The sequence below is a fragment of the Xenorhabdus khoisanae genome, assembly GCF_001037465.1.
Taxonomy (GTDB): domain Bacteria; phylum Pseudomonadota; class Gammaproteobacteria; order Enterobacterales; family Enterobacteriaceae; genus Xenorhabdus; species Xenorhabdus khoisanae.
In genome coordinates, this window is record NZ_LFCV01000039.1 from 26,051 (window position 1) to 47,910 (window position 21,860).

The 21,860-nt window shown below is 40.3% G+C and carries 21 protein-coding genes and 1 pseudogene; 10 read left to right on the top strand and 12 right to left on the bottom strand.

Annotated elements, in window-relative coordinates:
- Window positions 1-20 precede the first annotated feature (20 nt).
- Window positions 21-1,022 (top strand): bile acid:sodium symporter family protein, encoded by a 1,002-nt coding sequence (locus tag AB204_RS07125; protein ID WP_047962687.1) that lies wholly within the window; start codon window positions 21-23, stop codon window positions 1,020-1,022.
- 77 nt (window positions 1,023-1,099) lie between these two features.
- Here AB204_RS07125 and add read toward each other — a convergent pair whose 3' ends face one another.
- The 3 genes from add to manA form a co-directional block, all read right to left on the bottom strand.
- Window positions 1,100-2,101: an adenosine deaminase gene (gene add / locus AB204_RS07130; protein WP_047962688.1), complete on the bottom strand. Its 1,002-nt coding sequence runs from the start codon at window positions 2,099-2,101 to the stop codon at window positions 1,100-1,102.
- Window positions 2,102-2,237: 136 nt separating this feature from the next.
- Window positions 2,238-3,755: a YdgA family protein gene (locus AB204_RS07135; RefSeq protein WP_047962689.1), complete on the bottom strand. Its 1,518-nt coding sequence runs from the start codon at window positions 3,753-3,755 to the stop codon at window positions 2,238-2,240.
- Window positions 3,756-3,923: 168 nt separating this feature from the next.
- A complete protein-coding gene (gene manA / locus AB204_RS07140; RefSeq protein ID WP_047962690.1) occupies window positions 3,924-5,096 on the bottom strand; it encodes a mannose-6-phosphate isomerase in 1,173 nt (390 codons plus the stop codon).
- 173 nt (window positions 5,097-5,269) lie between these two features.
- Here manA and fumC point away from each other — a divergent pair, with 173 nt between their 5' ends.
- Complete coding sequence (fumC, locus tag AB204_RS07145; RefSeq protein ID WP_047962691.1) at window positions 5,270-6,664, top strand: class II fumarate hydratase; 1,395 nt, start codon at window positions 5,270-5,272, stop codon at window positions 6,662-6,664.
- 78 nt (window positions 6,665-6,742) lie between these two features.
- Here fumC and tus read toward each other — a convergent pair whose 3' ends face one another.
- Complete coding sequence (gene tus, locus AB204_RS07150; protein WP_047962692.1) at window positions 6,743-7,669, bottom strand: DNA replication terminus site-binding protein; 927 nt, start codon at window positions 7,667-7,669, stop codon at window positions 6,743-6,745.
- 330 nt (window positions 7,670-7,999) lie between these two features.
- On the opposite strand from tus, the gene AB204_RS07155 reads away from it, so the two are divergent.
- A complete protein-coding gene (locus AB204_RS07155; protein WP_047962693.1) occupies window positions 8,000-8,632 on the top strand; it encodes a winged helix-turn-helix transcriptional regulator in 633 nt (210 codons plus the stop codon).
- Window positions 8,633-8,735: 103 nt separating this feature from the next.
- Here the strand turns inward: AB204_RS07155 and AB204_RS07160 are convergent, their stop codons facing one another.
- Window positions 8,736-9,941: an MFS transporter gene (locus tag AB204_RS07160; protein WP_235428048.1), complete on the bottom strand. Its 1,206-nt coding sequence runs from the start codon at window positions 9,939-9,941 to the stop codon at window positions 8,736-8,738.
- Window positions 9,942-10,159: 218 nt separating this feature from the next.
- Between AB204_RS07160 and AB204_RS07165 the strand changes: the two genes are divergently transcribed.
- The 3 genes from AB204_RS07165 (at window position 10,160) to bioD (ending at window position 13,278) form a co-directional block, all read left to right on the top strand.
- Entirely contained in the window at window positions 10,160-11,077 is a 918-nt protein-coding gene (locus tag AB204_RS07165) for a LysR family transcriptional regulator (protein WP_047962695.1), read from the top strand.
- A 163-nt stretch (window positions 11,078-11,240) separates the two neighbouring features.
- A complete protein-coding gene (mlc, locus tag AB204_RS07170) occupies window positions 11,241-12,473 on the top strand; it encodes a sugar metabolism global transcriptional regulator Mlc (protein WP_047962696.1) in 1,233 nt (410 codons plus the stop codon).
- 136 nt (window positions 12,474-12,609) lie between these two features.
- Window positions 12,610-13,278 carry a dethiobiotin synthase gene (gene bioD / locus AB204_RS07175; protein ID WP_047962697.1) on the top strand — a complete coding sequence of 223 codons (669 nt, stop codon included), beginning with the start codon at window positions 12,610-12,612 and terminating at the stop codon, window positions 13,276-13,278.
- Window positions 13,279-13,329: 51 nt separating this feature from the next.
- Here the strand turns inward: bioD and AB204_RS07180 are convergent, their stop codons facing one another.
- From AB204_RS07180 to ydfG, 3 genes are read right to left on the bottom strand one after another with little or no spacing between them, the layout of a single operon-like run.
- The gene (locus AB204_RS07180) at window positions 13,330-13,638 is read right to left on the bottom strand and encodes a DUF1161 domain-containing protein (RefSeq protein ID WP_200898210.1); all 309 of its coding nucleotides are present in this window, start codon (window positions 13,636-13,638) and stop codon (window positions 13,330-13,332) included.
- A 32-nt stretch (window positions 13,639-13,670) separates the two neighbouring features.
- On the bottom strand, window positions 13,671-14,018 hold the full coding sequence (locus AB204_RS07185) for a DUF1283 family protein (RefSeq protein ID WP_047962698.1): 348 nt from the start codon (window positions 14,016-14,018) through the stop codon (window positions 13,671-13,673).
- Between the two features lie 46 nt (window positions 14,019-14,064).
- Window positions 14,065-14,814: a bifunctional NADP-dependent 3-hydroxy acid dehydrogenase/3-hydroxypropionate dehydrogenase YdfG gene (gene ydfG / locus AB204_RS07190; RefSeq protein ID WP_047962699.1), complete on the bottom strand. Its 750-nt coding sequence runs from the start codon at window positions 14,812-14,814 to the stop codon at window positions 14,065-14,067.
- A gap of 281 nt (window positions 14,815-15,095) precedes the next feature.
- On the opposite strand from ydfG, the gene AB204_RS07195 reads away from it, so the two are divergent.
- Window positions 15,096-15,764 carry a hypothetical protein gene (locus AB204_RS07195; RefSeq protein WP_047962700.1) on the top strand — a complete coding sequence of 223 codons (669 nt, stop codon included), beginning with the start codon at window positions 15,096-15,098 and terminating at the stop codon, window positions 15,762-15,764.
- A 252-nt stretch (window positions 15,765-16,016) separates the two neighbouring features.
- Window positions 16,017-16,502 carry an NUDIX hydrolase gene (locus AB204_RS07200; protein WP_047962701.1) on the top strand — a complete coding sequence of 162 codons (486 nt, stop codon included), beginning with the start codon at window positions 16,017-16,019 and terminating at the stop codon, window positions 16,500-16,502.
- Between the two features lie 110 nt (window positions 16,503-16,612).
- Here the strand turns inward: AB204_RS07200 and AB204_RS21950 are convergent.
- Window positions 16,613-16,828: pseudogene (locus AB204_RS21950) on the bottom strand (ISNCY family transposase); the annotation flags it as partial.
- Between the two features lie 496 nt (window positions 16,829-17,324).
- Here AB204_RS21950 and AB204_RS20795 point away from each other — a divergent pair.
- The gene (locus AB204_RS20795) at window positions 17,325-17,930 is read left to right on the top strand and encodes a non-canonical purine NTP pyrophosphatase (RefSeq protein ID WP_053067850.1); all 606 of its coding nucleotides are present in this window, start codon (window positions 17,325-17,327) and stop codon (window positions 17,928-17,930) included.
- 16 nt (window positions 17,931-17,946) lie between these two features.
- Here AB204_RS20795 and AB204_RS07210 read toward each other — a convergent pair whose 3' ends face one another.
- The 3 genes from AB204_RS07210 to AB204_RS07220 all read right to left on the bottom strand — a co-directional run bounded on the left by AB204_RS07210 (window position 17,947) and on the right by AB204_RS07220 (window position 20,130).
- Window positions 17,947-18,450: a P-loop NTPase family protein gene (locus AB204_RS07210; RefSeq protein WP_152671509.1), complete on the bottom strand. Its 504-nt coding sequence runs from the start codon at window positions 18,448-18,450 to the stop codon at window positions 17,947-17,949.
- Between the two features lie 304 nt (window positions 18,451-18,754).
- Window positions 18,755-19,210 carry a YaiI/YqxD family protein gene (locus AB204_RS07215; protein ID WP_047962702.1) on the bottom strand — a complete coding sequence of 152 codons (456 nt, stop codon included), beginning with the start codon at window positions 19,208-19,210 and terminating at the stop codon, window positions 18,755-18,757.
- A gap of 155 nt (window positions 19,211-19,365) precedes the next feature.
- On the bottom strand, window positions 19,366-20,130 hold the full coding sequence (locus tag AB204_RS07220) for an aminoglycoside adenylyltransferase family protein (protein WP_047962703.1): 765 nt from the start codon (window positions 20,128-20,130) through the stop codon (window positions 19,366-19,368).
- A gap of 480 nt (window positions 20,131-20,610) precedes the next feature.
- Here AB204_RS07220 and ydeE point away from each other — a divergent pair, with 480 nt between their 5' ends.
- Window positions 20,611-21,810 carry an efflux MFS transporter YdeE gene (ydeE, locus tag AB204_RS07225; protein WP_047962704.1) on the top strand — a complete coding sequence of 400 codons (1,200 nt, stop codon included), beginning with the start codon at window positions 20,611-20,613 and terminating at the stop codon, window positions 21,808-21,810.
- The last annotated feature ends 50 nt before the right edge of the window (window positions 21,811-21,860 follow it).

Consider the following 21,860-nt stretch of genomic DNA (forward strand, 5'->3'; position numbering starts at 1 on the left):
AGGCAAAGGGAGCTATTTTAATGAACTTGTTGCAGAGATTAAGAATTGATCCTTTTTTAGTGGTATTGATTACAGTGGTTATCATTGCATCGTTTTTTCCCTGTGAAGGCGAAGCTAAAAAATGGTTTCAACACTTAACAACAGCCGCCATTGCATTGTTGTTCTTTATGCATGGCGCGAAATTATCCCGCAGTGCGATTTTGGCAGGTATCGGGCACTGGAAATTGCATTTGGTGATTTTTATTAGCACCTTTGTCTTATTCCCAATATTGGGAATGGGGCTGCATTTCATTGTGCCGGAATGGATGTCTCCTACGGTTTATATGGGATTTCTTTATCTTTGTGTTTTACCTGCTACTGTGCAGTCGGCTATTGCCTTTACTTCCGTTGCTGGAGGAAATGTCGCTGCTGCAATATGTAGTGCTTCCGCTTCAAGTCTATTAGGTGTGTTCTTATCCCCATTATTGGTTGGTTTTTTAATTCAAACGCATGAAGGGGGCGCTCATACTGATACCTGGCAGGCGATAAAAGATATTATATTGCAGCTGATGGTTCCTTTTATTGTTGGTCATCTGTCACGTCCTCTGATTGCCGGTTGGGTGGAAAAACACAAGAAACTGGTCAACATGACTGACCGTTCCTCCATTTTGCTGGTGGTATATGTGGCATTCAGTGAAGCGGTGGTGGAAGGTATTTGGCATAAAATTGATGCCTATTCACTTGTTATGATTGGTATTGTGTGCTGTGTTCTATTAGCGCTCGTGTTAATGATTAATGTGTATAGTTCGCGTTTGCTTGGCTTCAGCAAAGAAGACGAAATTACCATTGTTTTTTGTGGTTCGAAGAAGAGCCTGGCGAATGGTGTACCGATGGCTAATGTATTATTTCCTGCTTCTATGGTAGGGGTAATGTTATTGCCGTTGATGATTTTCCACCAGATCCAACTGATGGTTTGCGCGGTTCTGGCTCAGCGTTATGCACGACGTTCAAAACCCAGCTTAGAGCCTAAAAAGGCAGATTAATTTCTGCCTTTAGAGTTAACTCATTTTAAATCACGGGTTTTGAAAAAACTGATTTTGAGAATAAGTAGTAGTATTTCTTAGCGATTTGCCACTTTCTCTTTCAGGGCTTGCTTTTCCGCTTCGCTGAGGAATGCGGTTGCTAATCCATTAATCTGCGCCTGTCGGATTTGTTCTGGAGACAGTCCTGCTGCCGGTGCAGCAATCTCATACTCGTGGCGAATTTCAATACCTTCGACTGCCGGGTCATCGGTATTGATTGATGCCAAAATACCGTGTTCAAGGAATTGTTTCAGCGGGTGAGCTGGCAATAAGCCGACTGTGCTGGTTTGCAGGTTTGATGTCAGGCAAGATTCAATACCGATTCTGTGTTCAGCCAGATAGTCCATCAAAGCCGGATCAGTGATAGCTTTAACACCGTGCCCAATACGGGTTGCTCCCAATTCATTAATGGCATGCCAGATGCTTTCTGCACCAGCCGCTTCGCCGGCATGTACACTGATATTCCAGCCTGCATCACGCGCTTGGATGAAATGTTGTTCAAACAGATGGCCGGGGAAGCCGAGTTCATCGCCCGCCAGATCCAATGCTGTAATGTGTTGTTTATGAGCAAGAAGGCCAGTTAATTCTTGAGAACACGCCTTTTCTCCAAATGTTCTGCTCAATATGCCAATCAAACGGATCTGAATATCATGTTGCTGGCTTGCAGAATGGATGCCATCAATGATTGCTTCAACAACACCTTCAACAGGTAGTTGGTGCTTCATGGACATGTAGTAAGGAGAGAAACGCAGTTCAGCATAATCAAGGCCCGCGTTGACGGCATCTTCAACGTTCTCAATGGCGACTCTGCGGCAGGCATCTAAATCAGCCAGAACAGTGACTCCCCAGTCCAGTTTCTGAAGGAAACTAACAAGGTTTGGTTCATTTTCGATGATCTGAACATGAGGACGCAATGCTTCCAGTTCATAAGCAGGAAGGGGGATATTATGCTGACGTGCAAGGGACAAGATGGTTTCGGGACGAATGTTGCCGTCAAGGTGACGGTGTAAATCGGTCAATGGAAGCTGTGTATCAATCATTTTTTATCCTTCTTATTAAATTTCAGATATACAAAAAAAGCCAGTCAATGTATTGACTGGCAAGAAAATAAAAGCACTATCGATGTTTTAGCGATGTCTTAGCAGTGCAGGTTTTTTCAACCTTATCATGCTGATTTTACTCACTATCTGTATCACCATGCGGGTCTTGTTCACCATTGTTATCATCATAGGAGTTGACAAGACCATTATCAAGCAAGAATTCATGCAGGCTGGATTCTTTGTTATTTAATTTAACTTTGTCATTGGCGTACTGGAAATTAAGGCCAATAACACCGTTTTCATCAGTGAGGACTTTTTTCTTAACCCCTTCTTGAGTAAGCATTTGAACCTGTTGTTCAGCCTTAGCCTCTGCCGCCGCTTTGTCTGCACCGTCTAAGATATCTGCTTGTGTGATAGACTCTACCAACATAGTTTTAGGTACGCTAACGCGTAATGACAGATCTTGGACCAGAGTGCGGATCATCTTTTCCGGTCCCATCAGGAATAACGCGTTCTTCTCTTCAGGAATGTTTTGCAAGGAAAGTTTGAAATCGACTGCGCTTTCACCTTTACTGTTTTTCCAACTGAAAGGAGCAATGCTGAATTGTGGATTTTTGTTCAGAAGTAAGTGTAAGTTATTGAGAACAGCGTAGGACGTGGCATCATAAGATAACTCATCTGATGCCACTAAACTATCGTGATAAGCCTGAGTGAACTTACGTACAGACTCACCATCTAATTTTTCCATGCCCAGAACAAACTTACCTGAGCCGAAATCTATATTTTTAACTTTTACTCCATCAACGCTGTAAGCGATTTTGATGTTCAGGTTATCTTTGTCCTCTGTCAAATCGGACGTAATTTTGAATCCCTTGAGAGAAGTTTCATCGGATTCGCCAGAAATCCCATGCATGGCAATTTCGCCAATGCTGTAGTTCTGGTTACCAATATAGATATCGAAATTACCTTTTTTGCTCTCCCCTGACAAATCAATGCTTTTCAGGATAATCGACTCTTTTTGGGTGGGGTCACTGAAAGATAATTCATCACTTTTGGCGGAAAATGAAAATGCACTTAAATCACGGTTGGTATCAAAAATGATTTTTGCCCCGGAGAATGACAGAACGCGCTTCTCACCATTTTCCTTGCTCTCTGTATGGTTAATGGGGCTCAAGTTCATAATGGAAGAGAGACTTCTCCCATAGCTAATGCTGGTATCTAAACTGATTGGCGATTTTCCTTCGGTAAGCTTAAATAGCTCTTTCAGTGTATTGCTTTGTTCCAGTTCAGAATGGATGGATGCCATTTGCGGTGCTAAGTTGAATGTTTTCAGGTTAGCAACAGGAAATGGACCATGAGCGATGGTTGATTTAAAAATAATTTCTTCGTTACTTAACGGAACACCTTTATCGTTTGACTGAATAGCTTTTATGTTCAGGATTAAACGGACATCGGAACTGAAAACACCGCGTTTGAAGTCTTTTGCCTGCAATTCGATACCGCTTTCAGGAAATTCTTTTTTGAGTTCAGTGTTTGCCTTTGCGATGAAACTATCCAAACGTCCTTCAAGCTTTTTACCTGTGTACCATGATGCACCTGTCCATACCGCTCCCAGAGCAACAATAACGCTTACAGCAACTAACGATTTTTTCATGTGGAAATCCCATCCTTTAACGCACATAGCATGGTTGATATGTGCTCTTTTATTTATGTCAATAATGGTTGTTAAGTGTATAGCCTAACTAAGATATTTTAATCATTTTTCACTGAAAATGTGATTAACAACCGATGTAATAGATATAACTATATGAATATAAAATAATTAGTTGGATACTTTGGCAACTTTTCCATCACCAGACACTATCACGGTTTTTTCTGTAGCAGATAAGAAAATTGATTCACCAGAGAATAATCTCAATTGCTGCTCATCAGCGTTGATAACCACTTGACCTTCAGAACAAAATAAAACTGATGCTGAATTATTCTCCAATGTGATCGGTTGTTCTGAAACAGCATAAACAGAAAAATGAAAATCATTGACGGGAACAGGGTAGTTCAGCGCATCTTTTTCTTGTTTTGGAACGGTCAGCAAATTATCGGCACATTTCGGAATAAAATCCAGATTAGCCATTAATTCTGGTACATCAATATGTTTACCGGTTAAACCAGCACGCAGTACATTGTCTGAGTTGGCCATAACTTCCAGAGCTACACCTTCAAGATAAGCATGAGGGGTACGTGCGTACAAAAACATTGCCTGGCCGGGTTTCAGTTCGACCACGTTAAGCAAGAGGGGGGAAAACAATCCGTTATCATCAGGATAAAAAGAGGTCATCTTTCTGATAGTATCCCAGGGTTCTCCTTGATGGCTGTTTAGCGCAGACTTTAAGACAGCAATTGCTAACCGTTTCGATTCGCCTTGCATATTCAATAATTGGGCAAAGAGAAACGATAGGTTTTGTTCTGTCGGATGCTGGATGAATGTCTGAATATCAGGATGTGCAGCAGAAATATTTTCCAATAGTTGGGCGATTTCTGACAGTGGCCTAAAAGCATTCATGGCTTTAAACGGTGTCAGCGCATAGACCAACTCAGGTTTGTGATTATCATCTTTATAATTGCGTTGGGCTGAATCTAAAGGTATCCCTAGTGCATTTTCTTTAGCAAATCCCACTTCTGCCGATGTTTTATCAGGATGTACCTGAATTGAAAGCGGTTGAGCCGCGCACAATACTTTGAACAAAAAAGGTAAACGCTGGAATTGGCGGGCTACCGCTTCTCCGAGATATTTTTCTGGTTCCTTGGCGATCAGTGTATTCAGGGCGATAGTTTCGCCGGTTTCAGGATCGGTCACCAGTGAACTGCATTTCGGATGCGCTCCCATCCATAATTCTGCCATTGGCTGATTATCAGGGTTTTCGATGCCGTAAATATCCGTCAGAGCAGTTTTGCTTCCCCAGTCATAATGTTGAATGTTATTAGTCATTTTCAGCATGGCGGAATTTCCTATTATAAAAAATAAATTTATTTATATGACAACGATACAATAAACACGATTAGGTCGCATTATCGATCATAAATTTATGGCATTATAAAAAAATGCCGACTAATTTATCTGCAAAATTTATTCCGGCGTATTCAATTATTCTGTGTGCTAAGGAGATAGTAATGGCAGCCACTCGCATTGAAAAAGACTCAATGGGACCTATCGAAGTACCTGCTGACCAATTATGGGGGGCGCAAACTCAGCGCTCACTGGAGCATTTCCGCATTTCTCAGGAGAAAATGCCTGTTGCGTTGATTCATGCTCTTGCATTGACTAAACAAGCAGCAGCCAGCGTCAATATGGATTTAGGCCTTCTGCCTAAAGAACGTAGTGACGCAATTATCGCTGCGGCTAAAGAGGTGTTGGAAGGTAAACACCCGACAGAATTCCCTCTTGCTATCTGGCAGACCGGTTCGGGAACTCAAAGCAACATGAACATGAATGAAGTGTTGGCGAACCGTGGTAGTGAGATCCTTGGCGGTCAACGGGGCAATGAACGTTTGATTCACCCTAATGATGATGTCAACAAAAGTCAAAGTTCTAATGACGTTTTCCCCACCGCTATGCATGTCGCGGCAGTTACCGCAGTACGTGAACATTTGTTACCAGAGTTAAAAGCATTACAAAAAACACTGGCAGACAAAGCGGAAGAATTTAAAAATATCGTAAAAATTGGCCGTACCCACTTACAAGATGCGACTCCTCTGACTTTAGGTCAGGAAGTTTCTGGTTGGGCAGCTATGCTGACACATAACCTGAAACATATTGAAGACAGCATTCCTCATGTTTGCGAATTGGCTTTGGGTGGTACAGCGGTAGGAACCGGTCTGAATACTCATCCAGAATATGCTGTTCGTGTTGCGAAGAAAATCGCTGAATTGTCCGGTCATCCTTTTGTTACTTCCCCAAATAAATTTGAAGCTTTGGCAACTTGTGATGCACTGGTTCATTCGCACGGTGCGCTGAAAGGTTTGGCTGCTTCGTTAATGAAGATTGCTAATGACGTTCGCTGGTTGGCGTCTGGTCCACGTTGTGGCATCGGTGAAATCTCCATCCCTGAAAATGAGCCGGGCAGCTCAATTATGCCGGGCAAAGTTAACCCGACTCAGTGTGAAGCAATGACTATGCTATGTGCTCAGGTTATGGGTAACGATGTGGCTATCAATATTGGTGGTGCGTCGGGTAATTTCGAGCTGAATGTATTCCGTCCAATGGTTATTGATAACTTCCTGCAATCTGTTCGTTTGCTGGCGGATGGTATGCGTAGCTTCAATGAGCACTGTGCGATTGGTATTGAACCTAACCATGATCGCATTACTCAATTGCTGAATGAATCACTGATGCTGGTAACGGCTCTGAATACTCATATTGGCTACGATAAAGCCGCTGAGATTGCTAAAAAAGCCCATAAAGAAGGTCTGACTTTGAAACAGTCCGCGATGCAATTGGGCTATTTGACTGAAGCTGAGTTTGATGATTGGGTTCGTCCAGAAGATATGGTTGGCAGCATGAAGTAATGTTTTTGCTATGATGTACTTCTGTTTACGTCATTAAATTTAAAAACCGGAGAATATTCACTCCGGTTTTTTTATCGCTTAAATTTCTTTATAGAGATGAAGACGAGGAATGACGAGCTCCAATGGTTTGGCCTTGGGTTTATATCTATGTTTAATGGCATTGGCATTATAGTCAGATAATGCGCCGATTTTTGGTTTGGCTTCACTGTCCTCTGTATAGAATACAATAACGGGAAGTGGACACGCGTATTGAACTTGCTTTTGTAACTCTGAATACCATACGCGAGTAATGGGTTGCACTTTTACTGGTCTCTTGATTTTCAATATCACATCATCGGGTAATTTCTTGATATCTGTAATTTCCAGAGCTACCAGAGACGCCCATTGATCGCTGGTGTAGGGAGGAACTGCTCGCCCTGCATTGTAGCTTTTCTCCAGTTGTTCCAGAATTTGTTGTTTGGTGACTTTTTTAATGATGTTTTTGTTGGCCCAGCCAAAGTTGATGGAATCAGGATTTAATAGGGGAGTGATGGTGCGGTAGGCATTCAATGTAATAAGCCCTCGCAAATGATTATGAACAAACTCAAAGCGTTGTTCTTTGCTGACGCCTGATTCTTTGGTGACGATATTTTCCAGCTCGACTTTTAATTGATTTACTTCATTAACTACACGCATTGCTTCCTTATATTGCTGGTGGCTGACTGCAAAACATAATGCTCCTGGAAGTCGACTTGCAGCCTTGCTACTGATATTGGGATTATTATGGTGTATGAATAACTTCTGATAGAAGCGTAAACCTAAATTGAGAGCTTCATTTCCTTGTAGTGGATTAACTGTAATTTCAGTTACTTGCTCATGTTCATCGCCTTTTTCTATCTGAGGTAATTCGAATACCCGGGCATCAATAATTGGGTAGTTCATTAACAAGGCAATCAGTTCAGATAATTTTTTTTCTTGTTTTTTGAAGCAGCTTGTAAGCGACTCAATTGAAAGGTATTTATTCATATTGCTATCCTCAACAATTGTACCCTTAGATCTTTTTATTTAGTTACAACATACTTTTAACTATACCCCTAAAACGTGCAAACCTCCACAATAAAACCAAACAAAAATTCAATAACACAAAAGAGCAGAAGAACGCCTATTGCGATACATTTCAATATTGTGATAAAAATTTAAAATTGAGGAATTTATGAATTTTTATCATTAAAATATTAATAGATTGTTTAAGAATCAGGGAAACATTCACACAGTTATACATAAGAAAATTTTTTTACTTATTTTTCACTCCACATTATTTCCCGTGGGGTGAGCAATGCACCAAGGTTGTTAAATATGAAAAAATTAGTCAAGCCAGTGAATTCCTTTAGAAAGGTTATAGATGTGTTATTACCATATTCTGAATTAATCACATCAGATTCGTCGTCACAAGGAACATTTATTAAAATTGAAGATGAATTTGCTAAATTTTTTTTATTGGAGAAAAGTTATGTCAATATGCGTAGAATAAATGACAATCTAATCATCGCAACGTCTTTCTCACCTTATATTATTGGGTTATCTTTCTATTCCGGTTCAGAAATTTATTATTCCATTGAGCTGGGGCCGGATTGCAAACTCTATCAACTCCCTAGAGTTACTGCTTTAAATACCATAAAAAAGCATGATCTTTACCGAGAGTGGATGAGAATAATTTCGTATAAAATTTCTTTCTTGTATGCGAGAGATATTAGTATCTTCCGTCATGGTGCCAAAGAGGTTGTATGCAACCTATTATCTCGCCTAATAACGTTACCTGATGAATTTCGAGAAAATATTTCTGCCATTAGATACATAGAACAGAGGTGTACTCTTTCTCGCAGTTGCATACAACGTATATTATCTTCATTGAAGAAAGAAGGGGGTATTGAGATCATTGATGGTTATTTAACAAAAATTATTGCGTTGCCTAGCCAATCTTATTACTGATAATCAAAGAGTGAACAAATAAAAAACGAATAGTTAAGGTTTTTAAATGAGACTCTTGGAAAATTGCCGACATCCATAATAGATTGTCGGCAATTATATTCTTTTAATTTGACAACTTATTGAGCTTAAAGCTTAAATAAAGAGCAATTGCGGTTAAAAGTGCGATAAATATTGCTACACCATTCCATGCAAAATGCATCCAAAATACACCACCTAACGTACCGGCAATACTTGAACCTACGTAGTAACCAAATAAATACAGAGATGAAGCCTGCGCTTTGGCCCGTTTAGCTCGTTTTCCAACCCATCCACTAGCAACAGCATGAGCGGCAAAGAAACCTGTTGTCAATATCATCATTCCCAGCATGATCGCCCAGATAGAAGAGAACATTGTGATTATACAACCAATCAACATTGTACTGATTGCAACTAACAATACCTTGCCACGTCCATGTTTACTTGTCAGGGCTCCTGCTTTTGTTGCACTGTAAGTTCCGGTTAAGTAGACAACGGATAATAATCCAACAACAGTCTGACTAAAATGATAGGGCGCCTCTAATAACCGATAACCAATGTAGTTAAACATTGTGATAAAACTACCCATCAGCAAAAATGCTTCAGCAAATAGAAGAGGAAGCCCTTCATCTCGGAAGTGTAATTTTAAGTTGATGAGTAATGTTTTAGGTTTTAGTGAACTAGATTTGAAGTGTCTGGATTCTGGCAACATTTTCCAAAATGCGATGGCGGAGATCAAAGCAAAAGTACCCAATAAAATAACAGCAAATCGCCAGGAGAAGTAATCTGTAACCACACCAGTAATCAAACGACCACTCATTCCGCCTACTGAATTACCACTAATATATAGCCCTATAGATAAGGCAACATAGCTCGGATGGATTTCTTCACTTAAATAAGTCATGGCTACAGCGGCAACGCCACTGACTGACAAACCTACAAGTGCACGAATAAGCAAGATCCCGTGCCAACTTGTCATGACAGAGCTCAAAAGGGTGAAAATAGCTGCCGCAATCAATGAGATAACCATAACTTTTTTACGGCCAAGTGCATCGGATAGAGGCCCTGTAATTAGTAATCCAAGGGATAACATTCCAGTGGAGAGTGATAGAGCTAAGCTACTGTTCGCTGGTGAGACGTTAAATTCTTTTGACAAAATTGGCAATATTGGCTGAACAAAGTAAAGCAATGCGAAAGTTGCCAGCCCAACAGTAAAGAATGATAGCGTTACACGTAGGTATGCTGCATCCTGACGTTGAATATAATGCTGCTTACTCCCGCGCCTTTGTTCGATCGTGTTCTCGACATCACTTTCAACGTCAGAGACTGCTGATTTTTCACTGACGCTTTGGATTGTATTCACGCTACTTCCTTATCTAAGTAAAAAAAAACGTTAACTACTTGATTCAGATCAAGAATAGAAATTCGTGAATATTTTGTCTAATATATTAATTCAATAAGAATGATATGTTTAACGTATCAATTGAGGTGATAAAATTAGGGTGATAGAGCATGGCCACTAATGTTGAACTTAGACATTTGCGCTATTTTATTGCAGTAGCAGAAGAATTGCATTTTGGACGCGCAGCAGAACGATTAAATATCTCACAACCACCATTAAGCCAGCAAATTCAAGCGCTTGAATCGAATATAAATGCCAGGCTACTCATGCGTAATAATCGAAATGTTAGCTTAACTCCCGCAGGACATATGTTTCTTCAGGAGGCATATCAGATAATTGCCCAAATCGATGCAGCAGCAATTAAAGCCGCCAGAATGCATCAAGGAGAATTAGGGGAAATATCCATTGGCTTCACGTCCACCGCGCCTTTTATGCATAAAGTGGCTCTTAGCCTGCGTCAGTTCCGAGAATGCTATCCTGACGTGGCTATTCATATGCATCAAATGAATACCAAACAGCAAATAGCTCCTTTGCAGACGGGTAGAATTGATATAGGAATTATGCGTAATACGTTGTTACCAGATAACTTAGAGTATCAGTTGCTTTTCCGGGAGCGTTTTATGCTTGCGGTATATGATGATCACCCTCTACTTCAGTATGCTAATGAAGGCGTTAGTCTGGAAATGTTATCTGATTATCCACTGGTGTTCTTTGAGCGAGATGTGGGGACAGCTTTGTACGATGAAATTATCGCCTTATTGGCAAATGCAGGAGTGACGCCGATGATTTCACAAGAAGCTGGTGAGGCGATGACAATACTTGGATTGGTTGCAGCAGGGTTAGGGGTAAGCATTATTACTGAATCATTTACCCGCATGAAACTAGATGGCGTCCAGTATATTCCTTTAGCAAATAATCCGGCTTACTCTGAAGTTTGGTTAGTTAAGCATAAAAATTTCAATAATAGTGCAGCGGCAGCTCGGCTAACTAATCTTTTAATTTCAAATATGGTAGACGAAAACTTGTAGATGACATTGTTAATAAAAGGCAACAATGTTAATAAAAAGCAATAATCACGAGAAGTTCGTGTGAAAGATCACATTTCTACTTCAAACGGATATCTTATCGTTTAAACAACGACATAATCATTATTAATTTTTTAGCGGAGCGAATTAAATAGCGGGAGGCGAGGTGAGTGTCGATGTTCAACCCAGTCATATTGACCAGATTAAACAGGCAAATATTGGTTTGGTCTATCGGTTAATTGATCAATACGGGCCTATCTCGCGAATTGCACTTTCTAAAAAAGCCCAATTAGCACCCGCTAGCATTACTAAAATTACGCGGGAGCTCATTGATGCCCATTTAGTGAAAGAAGCTGAATTTCACGAACCCGGTTTTCGGGGGCGTCCTGCTATCGGATTAAAAGTAGATAGTGAAGGGTGGCAATTCTTGTGTATCCGCATTAATAAAGCGAGTATTGTCGTCGGGCTTCGTGATTTGAGCAGCAATCTTCTGGTAGAAGAGGAATTACCATTCTCTGTACTTCAAAATCAGTCTTTTCTGGACTGCATCGTTGATGAAATTGATAACTTCTTCTTTCGACATCAATCTGCTCTTGAGCGTCTAACAGCGATTAGCATTATCATTAATGCGATAGTTGATCCGATTAACGGAATAATTCACAGTTCACCGTACTACGATATCCAAGATATCCCCATAGGGGCATTCTTACATCAACGCACAGGATTACCGATCTTTTTACAGCACGGTATAACCGCATGGACAATAGCAGAATCTCTATGTGGCACAGGGAAAAACTACCAGAATCTTATTCAACTAGTCATTGATGATAATGTAGGGGCGGGCATTATAACAGCAGGTCAAATGCTCCATGCCGGGAATCATAGTGTCGTCGAGATTGGACATACTCAAATCGAACCCGATGGAGAGCTTTGTTACTGTGGTAACCGGGGCTGTCTTGAAACGGTTATCAGTATTAAAAACATTTTGCAGAAAGCCCGCAGTCTGGCAACTCAACATCCTTACTCCTTAGTGAATACGATGACAATTGATAATGTGCCATTGACGATTGATTTACTTTGTCAGGCGGCCATAGAAGGAGATCCGCTGGTAACAGATATTATTCATGATGCCGGAGAACAAATCGGGCGTATCATGGCAATTATGGTCAATATCTTTAACCCTGGAAGGATCTTGATTGGTTCGCCGCTGAACAATGTAAAACATATCCTTTATCCCGCCATTCAGCAGCAGATATCTCAGCGTTCTCTTCCCGGCTATAGCCAACAGGTTGATATAGTTGCTACTCAATTTGATAATACAGATACATTTCCTGCGGCAGCATTAATTAAACAATCCCTATATAGCGGTGAATTACTAATAGCACTCATGCAAGGATAAGGATAGTTCACATCAGGCAAAACATTGAGCTAACGCAATCCCTACCTCAAATACATCCCCTACACTCTAAGCCTGCTCGCTAAAAAGAGTAACCGGTCTATCTGTACTGTTACTATGGAAAACGGAAAATGAACTTATGATAACGCGCTTATTTGTTACAGGCACGGATACCAACATTGGTAAAACAGTTGTTACCCGCGCATTACTGCAAGTTTTTAATCGTGAAGGCACAACTGCGGTAGGGTATAAACCCATTGCAACAGAAAAACGAGAAACATCGGAGGGGATACGTAATCGTGATGCCTTAGTCATATATCAATCCTCACCCGTTCAAGTGGACTATGAAGAGGTCAACCCTGTTATTTGGGAAAGTAATTACGAAGAAGGAAATCGAGCTGATTTTACCCAAATGACAAAGGGGCTGAAAAACTTAGGGAATAAAGCAGATCGTGTGATTATTGAAGGTAACGGTGGTTGGCGTATGTTACTGGAAGATGAGGTGCCTTATTCTGATTGGGTTGTACAAGAAAAGTTGCCAGTTATTTTGGTTGTTGGGATTCAGGCTGGTTGTGTTAATCATGCTATTCTCACAGCTCAATCCATTATTAACGATGGAGTTCCCTTGGTAGGTTGGATTGCTAACCGAATCAACCCTGGATTAGCACACTACGCTAAAACACTAGAAAGGTTACGGTGTCACATACCGGCACCACAAATTGGTGAAATCCCATATCTCTTAAGACCGGAAGAACGCGATTTGTCATGCTATTTGGATACAAATGCAATATCAGCTATCGATATTTAATAACAAAAGGGGCAAAAGATGCCCCTTTTTATTGTTAAATCTAAAAGAGAGTTATTCTTGGCTTTTCTTATCGCCAGAAGTGGTTTTATCCGTATTAGTGTGAGTAAGGCGGATATAAACTATTTTCTGCTTGCCGGAATCACAATGACCAACAACTTTCCCATTAACGGCGTTGTCCTTAGCAACTTGGTCATCAGGAATAACTTCAAGCTTAAAATCCGTTTCAGAAACACCATTTTTAATGATTTTCTGTGCAATTTCCGCTTTCAGACTTTCACATGTAACCTTTTGTGAAGCTTGTACTGCAAAGGGTGAAAGCGTAAAGAGCAAAGCTGTAGCCAGTAGGATTTTTTTCACCATCACTCCTTACTTTGATGTCGGTGTTGAGTCTATCAAGGTTTGATCGGACGGCCTGTGTTAATATCCAAACAACGTTTCGTATTTGGTTCCCAATAAGCACTGATATTGGCGCTTTCTAAACAGGCCTTGCGATTATCAACTTCTACCTCATACTTATCAAATTCTTTCTCTCTGCGCTGATCTACTTTCTTACGTAAGTTTCTCTGCTCATTCCATTCCTCTTTGCTCTGACGAGCTATTTCTCTGCTCATCGAGTTCTCACCGCCACCATTAATGGTTACACATGTGCTATCTGATGTGCAGTTCGCAGAGAATGCAGGCGTTTGCCAAAAGAATGACAACAACAGAGCGATAGCAGAAACATATTTCACAAATTTCATATTTGAACCTCTTTCATTGTGCCATTTAGCAAGGCTAGGTCACGGACTATTGGTTTCTATGTACACTTAAACCTGCGAATGATTGACAAACTGGCATCATCTCTAATGTATTAATATTGACACGAGAAGGGAGGTTAGCAACCCAAAATACCGCTTCTGCAACATCATCAGCAGTCAGTGCATCTGCACCTTCATAAGTTTTATCCACTTTTTCTTCATTACCTTTAAAACGTACGTGGGAAAATTCTGTTCCACCGACAAGGCCTGGTTCGATATCAGTGACTCGAATATTTTTTCCTTGTAAATCAGCTCGTAATCCTAAACTAAATTGTTTTACAAAAGCTTTTGTAGCACCATATACGTTACCACCTGCATAAGGCCAATTTGCTGCGGTAGAACCAATATTAATAATATGCCCACTATTGGTTTCTACCATGTTAGGCAGCAGGGCGCGTGTCATATTTACTAATCCTTTGGTATTGGTGTCAATCATTGTTTCCCAATCATCAATATTAGCTCGATGAGCTGGTTCCAGCCCTAAAGCCAGCCCCGCATTATTCACAAGAACATCAATATTGCGTAACGTATCTGGTAATTGCTGGACTGCTTGCTCAATTGCAGCGTGATCTCTCACATCAAGTTGAATGGGGTAGAATTGTTCACCTAACTCTTTTTTCAACTTTTCCAATCTATCCTTACGGCGTCCTGTAGCAATCACTATGGAACCATGTTTGATAAATTTTCTTGTAATTGCTTCACCAAAACCGGAAGTTGCCCCTGTCACAAAAACAATCATATTGCCCTCTGTTTGCGAGTTTTTGTCGTTAATCTTCCTATTAGTAAAAAAATTTATTCCGCATTAGTCAAGGCCGAATAACTTTGATAAACATTAATACCTTGTTTTTAAAGTCTTTTACTGCCGACAAAAAAGAAAAGTTTGGTAGGATAAAAACCTTGAGGAAAACTAATACCAATTATAAATTACTTTTATTGAATCTATATGTCTGTTAAGGATCTTATGGTTTCTATAGTATTATAGATATAGTTTTATAGAAGTAGATGTACTGGGAGGTAAATATGCCATTTCATCGACCATTCAAGATGAATTTTGAGCAAGGAGATCTTATATTTGGACTTTCTAAAGAAAGAGCTAAATATGCTCAAAAATATCCACAGTTTGCCCTTTTTCGCGATACTAATAACATATCAACAATTGACAGATATTCAATAACCGAGAATGAATGCAAAGTCCGTGATCTATTTGGGAAGCAACTTCCATCAAATCAAGGAAGTTTTGATGACGCAATAAAAAAACATTGTAAATACAACTCAATACGTCATTATAAAGGAAGATTAGATGTTGATTTTAGAGGAAATGTTCACTATTCCAAGCAGGTGACTAGCCGAAAATGCAAAGCAGGATTATCTTGGTTCTCTCAGACTTCGCCCCGATCATGTATTCATTTCATTTTAGATGGAATCGATATGGAGAGCGTTATCTACAAACATTATGAAAATAAGATAAAGAAAGGGAGCTCATATACAGGGAGTGAACTAAGGTGGATTTACCGAAATAGACGGGACCCGAAGATTATATCTTGTATTCAGTTTTGGAGAGGAGGTGTGCCTGTGGCACCTCCGTGGATAGGAGGTAAGGATGCTTCTTTATGGCAAAATTATCATCCAAAATTCGAAAATTCTGAAATAGAACTCGGGGAATTTGCTGAAACTGCCTTGGGCATGTAGGAAAAGTAAAATGGCCCATTAAATTGGGTCATTAAAGATTAATTTGTTGTTACTTGGGTGCCATCTGAAGCGATAGATCTAGTAGCAAAAAAATTCACAAATAATGGATGAAAGAACTTGTCAAGGCTAAGTAGAAATGTCCATAGTGCTCTCAGAAATGAATCATTGGTGGATTCAGATAAATTTTACTTCACATTTATAAATAGTTATTTAAGCTGAACATCTCTCTTCGTTGGAATATGGTCGTAAGGTATGCGTGTTCGGTGTTCAGCCAGGTTGCTTATCGTCAACCCGTCCAGGCAAGTGTTGTTGTTTCGTTTTGTACACACAAATGATGCGTTGGCAGGTAAGTCTTACTGGGCTACCCCCGGTGGCGGTGTTGAACATGGTGAGTCTTTTGAACAGGCTGCTGTCAGAGAGCTGAGAGAAGAAACTGGCATTCTTCGGGATAATGTCGGGCAATATGTTGCGCAGAGAACTTTCGAAATGACGCTACCCAGTGGAGAAACAGTTCTGGCAAAAGAGCGTTTTTTTATAGTTTTATCCGATGAAGACGAGATCAACACTAGTGGGTGGACTGATAACGAAAAATCAGTTATCCATCATCACCATTGGTGGGGGCTTAAAGAGCTGATTCAAACACAGGAAATAATATATCCTTCTGATATTACAAGAATAATATCTTCGTATGTATTTGATGATCTCGAACAGCAATCCATTATAACTTTTGAGGATTGACCCCGAATATTTCACTTAAGCGAGTCTGTAAGGTCTTCAGCGCTTCCAGCATATCGAGTACCCGCAGGAGCTAGGTTTTCAAACCAGCGATGATCACAACCGCCAATCTAAATGAGTTCACCGGCACAGGCCCGGCGATAACGCGGTTGCTGGATTTTTTCACAGGCCAGTGTCGGACCGAAATCGTTATATCGTTCGCGAATAATATTCAGTGCGTATGCGGCCAGTCCCTGAGGTAACTGGTTATTGTTTGCTTTACCACGACGACGGCTGGTCATTCCAAGTGGACCATGTTCACGATAACGCGCAAGAAGATGGCGGCACTGAGTCGGAGGTACCAAGTCGCTGGACGGACATTACAACTTTGTTGTTACAACGTTGGTTCGCATAATCTATATTATGTTAAATTAAATCCATGGGACATTAAGTTCATAACTGCTTTGTACTGACTAAAAATCATAAAATTAGCCCCCTCTTTATTTTTTGCTTGTTTACATTATGTGGATTGGTTAATTTGTTAATAGACTTATTTTTATTATGGACATTGATACATGTTTTCATTAATTCAACTAAACATCAATCAACATAAGTTAAATATAGTTTATCGGATAATAAGTTCATAAGTGTTCTCAAACTTTTACGAGGGTACTTACACTACCAGCTACCAGCTTGACCTTTCAGGTGCACTATAATACATTGAAAAACAATGAATTGAGATTTTCTCAAAACTTGACTGCTTGCAAGAGAGCGTCCATCGAAGTTCTCTGGCAGTTTACATGGCTTTTATGCCGGATATATAATAAATAAAATAGTGATCTGATTATGAACCTCTGTTTTTACACATCCAGCTCAAAGAAATACTCTTATGCCGAAACTATTTTTTCCGGTAACACTAACACTAACACTAACACTAACATAAACCTGATTCATAAAAGCTTCGACTTTAAAGAATTACAAACAGAAGATCCTCAGGAAAACTTACTATTTAAATTAAACCAAATCCCGCATGTTCCCTCTTCCTGTGTTTTTATTGAAGACAGCACCTTCCATATAGATGCTCTTAATGGTTTTCCCTCGCTGTATACTAAATATATTTTATCTTCGTTAGGCGTTCAGGGAATTATTAATCTATTAGCAGGAAAAGATAATCGGAAGTGTTATTTCATCAATCATCTGGCGCTCAGAACGGAAAATAATAAGGTGGTCTTTTTCTCAGGCCTTACGAGAGGGCTATCCATTTCTCACTCTCTGTTAGAGCACAGTAATGAAACTGGTTGGTCTGATCTTTGGCAGATATTAAAAGTAACAGATGATGGGAGCTTCTATTGTCAGTTAACTGAGGAGCACAGGAACCTTTTCAATCAACAGAATAGCAATACTGATGCTTATCAACTACTCAGGGATCACCTTACTGAGATAGCGTTATAAAACTAGCTTATTCACGTTACATTAGGTGTTTTTTAATTTTATCAATACATGAACGACTATCGCTCACAATAACAATCTTAGATACAAAGACCGGATGCATATCAAAGAAGTTATCTAAACGATTATCGATCTGTTTAGCAAAGCGTAATAGTTCCAGATTGTTATAAAATGTCTCTTTAGGACGTGTTCTTGTTAGCTTTGATAATAAAAAACGTTTGACTATACGAATTGCACAAATCCAATACGGAACTTTAAATCTAATGATTAATGAACATTCGTTTAGAAAAGGAATTAAACGTTTATCATAGGCTCCTTCAACTATCCATTCATTTTTAGCTTGAATTTCACTTACAAGGTTGTTAATAACTTCTTGTGAATTTTTTACATACTCTTCCTGCGTTGTATCCCAGTAAATTTTGTCAAATTGATATGCTGTAGTATGGAACTCTAAAGCTAACTTTTTTGATGCTGTAGTCTTTCCCGCACCTGAAGAACCAACAATGCAAATTTTCATATTCATTTTTAAGTAGTTGTAGTAGTAATGCCGTTTTTTGCAGTATAAAGGATAAACTCCCTTTTGCTACCTAAACAGCTTCTAAGGTGAGCGCATTAAAAAAGGGAAAACATTTTATTCTAGGGGCACTCTTTAATCAATAAGCCTTCTATTTTCTACTTTTACTCTGGGATAGTTTGTCCTGTCAGTTCATGAAGCGATTTCTTAAAGTATGTTTACGTGTTGGGAATTTAATAACTTCGCATAATGGATCGTTATCATGTTGTTGGAGATTGAAACCTCTCAGAGGTTTCAATAGTCACATTTCTTTTCAAGATACTTTTTTTTGTTGCAATAACCATTTATCTAGTTCATTTGCGAACCGCTGGCGATCACGTTGGTTTAAAGTAGCAGGCCCTCCCGTTTGTATTCCACTCGCTCGCATCGTATCCATAAAATCACGCATAACTAGGCGTTCACGTATTGTCGCTTCACTATAACGTTCACCGCGCGGATTGAGTGCTATTGCACCTTTTTCGATCACCTCAGCAGCAAGAGGAATATCTGCTGTAATCACTAAATCCCCGCTTTCTGAGCAACGAACAATTTGATTATCAGCGACATCAAACCCAGCAGGGACTTGTAACGTATGTAAAAAGGCGGATGTAGGTACACTTAATCGTTGATTTGCCACGAATGTAACCCGTATTTTTTCACGTTCAGCTGCACGATATAATATTTCTTTTATCACCTTAGGACACGCATCAGCATCTACCCATATAGACATAACAGAACCCTCTCAATTTCATATTTTTAGCTATATCGGAGATATTCCCACGATTTTTAAAATAATCAAACTGTTATGGCACTCTGATTATGCAAGTTTAACGAGTCTGACATGGGCCACCTGATTCAAACAAAACATCAAACATGATGGGAGTATCATAGATTCATTAACACACAATCATGCAGTGAACTTACCGTGATCTGAAGTTCTTGCTGCCGATTTCGCCAATCTTTTTCACATCCCCTCAAGTAGGTCTCCCGTGCATCGGCTAAGACTGTGGCCTGCATGGCAGGGAGACGAGCAGACGCCCAATCGGCAGCAACATCCTTAGGGACAAACTCTCCAGTAACTAATGTTCGCCACATACGCGCTAGTGTTAGCAGAACATTGCGTTCATCTCCCTGTAGTGTCTCAATTAAATCCGGCAGGACATCTTTAATAGCCCTGCAAATATCCGATCTTGAAATAGCTGGCAGAAGACTGCTTGCGTTCGGGCCGACCAGTGGTATCGCTTCCTGTCGTGATTGAGCCAACACCAAGGTCAGTTCTGGATCACAAATAGGCTTGGGAATTTCTCCCATTTCATATTCGTGACGCAGCCACTCGCCGTAAATGAATTCGCTCCGGGCAGGATAAAGCGATGCAGCGAGATCAGCGCGTAAGAAAACAATCAGTTCAACAGGGCGACGTCCATCAGGATCAGAAGGATGTCGGCCCGATATCCTCATTAAATCGGCAGCAAGACATTCCCGAACCTCAGACGTCATTGGCTGGTCAATGACCACGAGCAAATCTACGTCGCTGCAGGGACGAAGACCACCAACCACAGCCGAACCATGAAGATAGACAGCTACCAGCGATTCCGCTAATCGCTTCTGGATAATCAACAATACCTTATTTGCTTCGGGAGGAATGTACATAAGCAATTACCATGTGTTTGTGTTGTCTATTTGAATACCAATAGATTTTGATTGGACAGGTTTAGTCTTTGGAGAGGAATACCTTATCCATAACGCAATAATTACCAGAATAATAAAAAAAACGGGAACAATCCTGAAACGAATGTTAAAGTCTGCGATAGGAAATTATCATATTCAGCACGGTAAATAACATATTATTGTGTTTGTAGATGATGTTACTACCCTGCCCACGTTGTTTAGTCTCAATCCTAATTGAGGGTGATCCTAAATAACACCACTGTAAAAATCATCAGCATAATGCTCTGCCCTGAGTTAACAGTATCTGTTTTTATTCAGTAATACAGGACAACTGTGATGCAAAATTCCGTTTTTGCTCTTTTCACTGTTTTGACCTGCCCGAGGCATTTCTTAGTGCTGAAAAATTCTGTAACTTAGTTATTAACAATCGTATAACAAAAATTATTTTCAGGTAGTGAGCGAATGTTTTCCAAATCAAATATCTCAACCAGAGCATTACTGGTTTCTTCTCTGCTTTTGACCATCGGGCGTGGAGCCACACTTCCCTTTATGGCTATCTATCTGACCCGTCAGTATCAGATGCCGGTTGATATTATCGGGCTTGCTATCTCCGTTGCTTTAACTATTGGCGTGCTTTTCAGTATGGGGTTCGGGATTCTGGCGGATAAATTCGATAAAAAACGCTACATGCTGTTAGCCATTATTGCGCTTGTCTGTGGTTTTATTGCGATTCCTATGGTCAATCATGCAAGCTTAGTTGTGGTTTTTATCTCGTTGATAAACTGTGCCTATTCTGTATTTTCGACGGTATTAAAAGGTTATTTTGCCGATACACTGCCAACGGCAACGAAAGCGAAAGTTTTTTCACTGAACTACACCTTTATTAATATAGGTTGGACTATTGGCCCGCCAATCGGTACATGGCTTTTAATGTACAGCATGAATCTTCCGTTCTGGTTGGCGGCAGTTTCCGCTTCTGTTCCTATTGTTTTTATTCAGCGCTATGTTCAAAGTATCAGAGTTGCCGCAGACAGTGATAGATCCACAACGGTATGGAATCCGGCAGCAATGTTACGTGATCGCGCACTAGCTTGGTTTACCCTGTCAACTTTTCTCGGTTCACTGGTGTTCGGCTCTTTTACCATCTGGATCTCGCAATATGTCCTGACCGTAGCTAACAGCACTTTGGCTGAAGCGGTTATCGGTGTTGTATTGCCGGTGAATGCTGCGGTGGTTGTTACCTTACAATATGCGGTAGGTAGACGCATACGACCTGAAAACCTGAAGAGATTAATGACATTAGGCAGCTTCTTTTTCTTGATGGGGCTGGCCGTCTTTATGATAGCAGACAAAAACCTTTATCTTTGGGGACTTGCAGCCGTTATTTTCACCCTTGGTGAGCTAATCTATGCGCCGGGTGAATATATGCTCATTGACAATATCGCGCCGGAAGGAATGAAATCCAGCTATTTTTCGGCGCAGGCGTTGGGCTTCCTAGGCGGTGCTTTTAACCCGATGATAAGTGGTGTTGTGCTCACTAAGTTGCCGCCTCAATCGTTATTTATCATCCTGATGGGGATCACGTTCCTTGCATGGCTCAGTATGCTTAAAGGAATGAGTATCAAACCACTAACCGCTGTTGAATCCCGTTATGATCAATAACTTTATAAACCTGTACCACCTGGCACAAGTCATTTTCGCTAACATGATGG

What these genes read in the sequence shown, in the direction of transcription:
- AB204_RS07195 (WP_047962700.1), top strand. Translation starts at nt 15,096, where the DNA reads ATGCCATTTCATCGACCATTCAAGATGAATTTTGAGCAAGGAGATCTT.
- tus (WP_047962692.1), bottom strand. Translation starts at nt 7,669, where the DNA reads ATGAATAAATACCTTTCAATTGAGTCGCTTACAAGCTGCTTCAAAAAA.
- add (WP_047962688.1), bottom strand. Translation starts at nt 2,101, where the DNA reads ATGATTGATACACAGCTTCCATTGACCGATTTACACCGTCACCTTGAC.
- AB204_RS20795 (WP_053067850.1), top strand. Translation starts at nt 17,325, where the DNA reads ATGAACCTCTGTTTTTACACATCCAGCTCAAAGAAATACTCTTATGCC.
- AB204_RS07155 (WP_047962693.1), top strand. Translation starts at nt 8,000, where the DNA reads ATGAAAAAATTAGTCAAGCCAGTGAATTCCTTTAGAAAGGTTATAGAT.
- AB204_RS07185 (WP_047962698.1), bottom strand. Translation starts at nt 14,018, where the DNA reads ATGAAATTTGTGAAATATGTTTCTGCTATCGCTCTGTTGTTGTCATTC.
- AB204_RS07135 (WP_047962689.1), bottom strand. Translation starts at nt 3,755, where the DNA reads ATGAAAAAATCGTTAGTTGCTGTAAGCGTTATTGTTGCTCTGGGAGCG.
- AB204_RS07210 (WP_152671509.1), bottom strand. Translation starts at nt 18,450, where the DNA reads ATGAATATGAAAATTTGCATTGTTGGTTCTTCAGGTGCGGGAAAGACT.
- AB204_RS07215 (WP_047962702.1), bottom strand. Translation starts at nt 19,210, where the DNA reads ATGTCTATATGGGTAGATGCTGATGCGTGTCCTAAGGTGATAAAAGAA.
- AB204_RS07220 (WP_047962703.1), bottom strand. Translation starts at nt 20,130, where the DNA reads ATGTACATTCCTCCCGAAGCAAATAAGGTATTGTTGATTATCCAGAAG.
- manA (WP_047962690.1), bottom strand. Translation starts at nt 5,096, where the DNA reads ATGCTGAAAATGACTAATAACATTCAACATTATGACTGGGGAAGCAAA.
- bioD (WP_047962697.1), top strand. Translation starts at nt 12,610, where the DNA reads ATGATAACGCGCTTATTTGTTACAGGCACGGATACCAACATTGGTAAA.
- AB204_RS07165 (WP_047962695.1), top strand. Translation starts at nt 10,160, where the DNA reads ATGGCCACTAATGTTGAACTTAGACATTTGCGCTATTTTATTGCAGTA.
- ydeE (WP_047962704.1), top strand. Translation starts at nt 20,611, where the DNA reads ATGTTTTCCAAATCAAATATCTCAACCAGAGCATTACTGGTTTCTTCT.
- fumC (WP_047962691.1), top strand. Translation starts at nt 5,270, where the DNA reads ATGGCAGCCACTCGCATTGAAAAAGACTCAATGGGACCTATCGAAGTA.
- AB204_RS07200 (WP_047962701.1), top strand. Translation starts at nt 16,017, where the DNA reads ATGCGTGTTCGGTGTTCAGCCAGGTTGCTTATCGTCAACCCGTCCAGG.
- AB204_RS07125 (WP_047962687.1), top strand. Translation starts at nt 21, where the DNA reads ATGAACTTGTTGCAGAGATTAAGAATTGATCCTTTTTTAGTGGTATTG.
- AB204_RS07180 (WP_200898210.1), bottom strand. Translation starts at nt 13,638, where the DNA reads ATGGTGAAAAAAATCCTACTGGCTACAGCTTTGCTCTTTACGCTTTCA.
- ydfG (WP_047962699.1), bottom strand. Translation starts at nt 14,814, where the DNA reads ATGATTGTTTTTGTGACAGGGGCAACTTCCGGTTTTGGTGAAGCAATT.